The following is a 4,146-nucleotide window of genomic DNA, read 5'->3' as shown; positions in this document are numbered from 1 at the left end:
TTTGGATCTGATAGATAAGGCCGCCATAAATAATATATATTCTGATGATGGCTTAAGTCACACAAATTATCGAGGATCTTATCAATATCTCCGTCTGTCAATTTTAGTCTTCTCTTGTTTCTCTTTAAAATGTCTTCATACTCAAATAATAATGGAGTTGATAAAATTATCCTGAGATCGTTTGTTTCAATGAGCTTAAGAATTTGATACGATGCTCCTCTGGATGAATAAAGGCCGGCATGCAATACATTGGTGTCAAGAATAATATCAGGATTACTCATATTGTAATGGTACTATATACAGTATCATAATAGCAAATATTACTTGTAGATGGACGGCGGGACTTTGACTACCTGATTCTTCTTAGGGCTAATCCACTCCTGACCGTTCCTGCTGATCTGAAGCTGGTACAAATCCATACTCGATATCGACGCCTTGCGAAAGTGTCGGCAACATCCAGTTCCGGGGACATCATACTTAATTCTAAGTCTAATCCTAATTCATAATTAAGTACGGTGTCCCCGGAATGTCAGGATCAATAAGGTTAAAAGAAAGAGATCATAACAGATTAACAGGTGGTCTCGTTAACATGGGAATAGATGCCTTTATACTGGTACCGTTTTGGTGGGAATAGGCCCACTAAAACTGGTACCGATTATGTGGGAATGACACCCCTAAAATAGGTACCGAATTGGTGGGACGTAACAGTTTATTGTATTACAATAAAATATCATAGCTAACAGACCTTTTTAATGCAGTCGGAAAGGGGCTGACTGACGGAATCACCAAGCAGGACTTTGAGAAGGAATTTGATCAGATAGTGGAACGACACGGCTGGGCATATAAAGGAGGCCGGAGCTGGAGGGCCGGGGTGATATTTGACACCAATATGAGTACTGCGTACATGGCGGGAAGACATAAGCAGATGACTGACCCGGACGTGCTTAAAGCCAGACCCTACTGGATGTATGACGCAGTCAATGATAGCCGTACAAGGCCGGAGCACAGGGCATGGGATAATTTGGTTTTGCCCGCTGATGACCCGTGGTGGAATACTCACTATCCTCCGAACGGCTGGGGTTGCCGGTGCAGTGTGCGGGCACTTGGAGAGCATGACCTGAGACGACTCGGCAAGGGTGTTAATTCCGCCCCTGATGATGGCACATATGAATGGACAGACTCACGCACCGGAGAAATACATCAGGTACCTAATGGGATTGATCCCGGCTGGGATTATAACGTTGGAAAAGCTGCCTGGGGGGAGAAGGTGTCAGAGGAAGTGATGGCAGCCTGGAAGGCTCAAGGGGAGAAGGTTTATGAACGGCTGACCCCTGGAGACCATGAAAGCTATGGTCGCAAGGAGAGGATTCCGGTTGATAGCCCTGTGGCATCGGTAGACAGGACGATAGAGAAGAGTGAGGCAGGGATGAGACAGGCGTTGAGAGGTGTTATTGGCGGTCATGAGAAGGCATATTCCTTTTCGTCCGGGGATTTTAGATATGACATATATGTAAATGCAGATACCCTGGCAGGGCATATAGATGTTGCCAGGGCGCCGTACATACCGTTTCTCCCCGAGACTTTGACTGATCCGTTCGAAGTATGGATGTCATTTGAGAAACATAAGGGCACCGGCCAGGTGGTATTAAGACAAAGGGTTATTAAGGCAATAGAGACCGGAGATAAGAAGGGCATGCTTGTAGTTACAAATGTTGTTGGGGGAAAGATGGAGGCATGGACCTTTATCCCGGTGGATAATTTTGGATATTTGAATAAGCAACGGGTTGGAAAGTTGATATGGAAAAGGAATTAAGGACCTCTCCTCTCCGGGCAGAGGGGGCGTCAGGTACCGGTTACAGGGGCTGCGGCCCAACCGATACCTCACAACTTTAATATAGCGGATTTTGTCTCATATTACAAGAGGGGGAGAGTATGAAGAAAAAGGATGAAAGGGTTGTGGCAGTATTGGCAGCCGACCTCTCGACCGCCCCGGCCGAGGTTCAACTGTTTCCATATGGCATGGTGAAGACAACCGACGGGGAGTTTCTGGTAGATGAGATCGCCATGGATGAGATGATCACCTCCTTTAAGTCACAGGGGAATGACCTTGTATGGGACTACGAACATCAGACTCTCTATGGCGGTGAGGCCCCTGCTGCCGGCTGGCTGAAACAACTAATAAATAAAGGAAAGGAGGGATTGTGGGCAATAGTTGATTGGACTGAACGTGCAAAGCAATACCTAACGAACAAGGAGTATAGATACTTTTCACCGGTAGGTATTCGGAGGGGAAGTGACGGGAGGATGGTAAGGCTTCATTCCATTGCACTCACCAATACACCCAAGACATTAAATTTAGAGCCACTCGTAAACAAACAACTTCCTGATCAACAAGACCAGGGAGATTTAACAAGGGAGGGAATTATTATGCCGTTAGAAAAACTGATTGCAATGCTGGGCCTTGCACAGGGGGCCACAGAGGAGGATGTCACAAAGGCCATTGAAGATCTTATGAAAGAGTCCTCTTCAGGTTCAGAAGTAGTGGCCGCAAAGGAGGTTACAGAGGCCCTTGGACTTAAAGAAGGTGCCGGAAAGTCAGAGGTTATCGGGACTATTCTTGCATTAAAACAGCCGGGCAATGTCGTTTCGATGCAGGAGTTTCAGACCTTAAAGAAGAAGCTTGCCGAGCGTGAGAGAAATGAACTGGTCACATTGGCACTTTCCCAGGGCAAGATCATCCCGGCTCAAAGAGAATGGGCTGAAGGTTATGCAGAAAGGGATGCTGAAGGATTCAAGGTGTTTATTTCCAAGTCCCCGGTTGTTGTTCCTGTAGGCGGTAACGGTGGGGACAGGCAGACCGGGAAGGATGCAGGCATTGATGACACTCAGTTGATGATCAACAAGCAGCTTGGGGTCAAGGATGACGCGTTCAAGAAATATAACACCGTGACAGGGTAAGTAAGGTTATCTACAGTCTTTACAGAAGGTATAAACGAACAAAAGGAGGAATAACTTATGGCAGCATTAACTGCAGACAGAAATACCCCAAGGAGAGACGGGGAGACGGTCTCTCTACCGGTGGCAGCGGCAAAGAAGATGCTCGCTGGGTCACTGGGAGCAAGAGACAGTTCAGGAAATGCCACGCCCGGGGCAACGGCTACAACACTCTTAGGAGTCGGACGGGTAGACGAATACGTGGACAACTCAGCAGGCGCCGCAGGGGATAAGAACGTTACCATCAGAAAAGGTGTCTTCAGGTTTGGAAACAGCGCTGCCGGAGATGCTATAACCAGGGCAGACATTGGTAATGACTGCTACATTGTGGATGATCAGACTGTGGCAAAGACCAATGGCAGCGGAACAAGAAGCGTAGCAGGCAAGGTCTTTGATGTGGATACAGACGGGGTATGGGTCAAGTTTATCTAAGCAAGTAACATTAACAAGGAGGACTAAAAAAAATGATAGTAAATCAACAGGCCATATTGGCCATATATAAAAGCTTTAACACGATCTTTAATGAAGCTCTGGAGAGTACGAAGACATATCGGGAACGGGTTGCGATGGAGGTACCCAGTACAGGCGCCAGCGTGGATTATAAGTGGCTTGGGGTATTTCCTATGCTTCGCGAATGGATCGGTGATCGGCAGGTAAAAAACCTCACGGCATTTGAGTACAATATCAAGAATAAGGATTTTGAAGGGACTATCGAGGTGGATCGAAATGACATTGAGGATGACCAGATTGGTGTCTATCGTCCTATCATCCAGGGACTGGCAGCAAACGCAAAGCTTCATCCCGACTACCTTATATTCCAGCTATTAAAGGCTGGCATCTCCCAGCTTTGCTATGACGGGCAGTATTTCTTTGATACGGATCACCCTGTAGCAGGTGCATCCGTCAGTAATTATGGCGGTGGCGCAGGGACTCTATGGTTCTTACTGGATACCAGCAAGCCTATTAAGCCGCTGGTCGTCCAGAGCAGGAGGCCTCCTGCATTTATTTCAAAGGACCAGCTGACGGATTACATAGGAATTTGGATTTCTGAGGATATAGTAGCTGGATAAGATTTTGCTGTCAATGGAGATTTCGCTTGTGGTGTGTGAAGGGGGATATGCAACATATTGAGACAGGAAGCATAGGAAAGAT

5 protein-coding genes are annotated in these 4,146 nt (G+C 46.9%); 4 read left to right on the top strand and 1 reads right to left on the bottom strand.

The annotated features are described in order from the left end of the window. The coding region (locus IT393_05170) for a PIN domain-containing protein (protein ID MCC7202042.1) at positions 1-281 on the bottom strand (281 nt) is incomplete at its 3' end. A 590-nt stretch (positions 282-871) separates the two neighbouring features. Between IT393_05170 and IT393_05165 the strand changes: the two genes are divergently transcribed. From IT393_05165 to IT393_05150, 4 genes are all read left to right on the top strand, one after another. Continuing rightward, positions 872-1,813 carry a minor capsid protein gene (locus IT393_05165; GenBank protein ID MCC7202041.1) on the top strand — a complete coding sequence of 314 codons (942 nt, stop codon included), beginning with the start codon at positions 872-874 and terminating at the stop codon, positions 1,811-1,813. A gap of 119 nt (positions 1,814-1,932) precedes the next feature. Further along, positions 1,933-2,958 (top strand): hypothetical protein, encoded by a 1,026-nt coding sequence (locus IT393_05160; protein MCC7202040.1) that lies wholly within the window; start codon positions 1,933-1,935, stop codon positions 2,956-2,958. A 57-nt stretch (positions 2,959-3,015) separates the two neighbouring features. After that, a complete protein-coding gene (locus tag IT393_05155) occupies positions 3,016-3,426 on the top strand; it encodes a hypothetical protein (protein ID MCC7202039.1) in 411 nt (136 codons plus the stop codon). Between the two features lie 32 nt (positions 3,427-3,458). Further along, a complete protein-coding gene (locus IT393_05150; GenBank protein ID MCC7202038.1) occupies positions 3,459-4,064 on the top strand; it encodes a Mu-like prophage major head subunit gpT family protein in 606 nt (201 codons plus the stop codon). Positions 4,065-4,146: the final 82 nt, after the last annotated feature.

The organism is Nitrospirota bacterium (genome assembly GCA_020851375.1).
Lineage (GTDB): Bacteria > Nitrospirota > 9FT-COMBO-42-15 > HDB-SIOI813 > HDB-SIOI813 > RBG-16-43-11.
The sequence above is the reverse complement of the archived record's forward strand: the minus strand, read 5'-3'. Positions and strand labels throughout refer to the sequence as shown.

What these genes read in the sequence shown, in the direction of transcription:
- IT393_05160 (MCC7202040.1), top strand. Translation starts at nt 1,933, where the DNA reads ATGAAGAAAAAGGATGAAAGGGTTGTGGCAGTATTGGCAGCCGACCTC.
- IT393_05155 (MCC7202039.1), top strand. Translation starts at nt 3,016, where the DNA reads ATGGCAGCATTAACTGCAGACAGAAATACCCCAAGGAGAGACGGGGAG.
- IT393_05150 (MCC7202038.1), top strand. Translation starts at nt 3,459, where the DNA reads ATGATAGTAAATCAACAGGCCATATTGGCCATATATAAAAGCTTTAAC.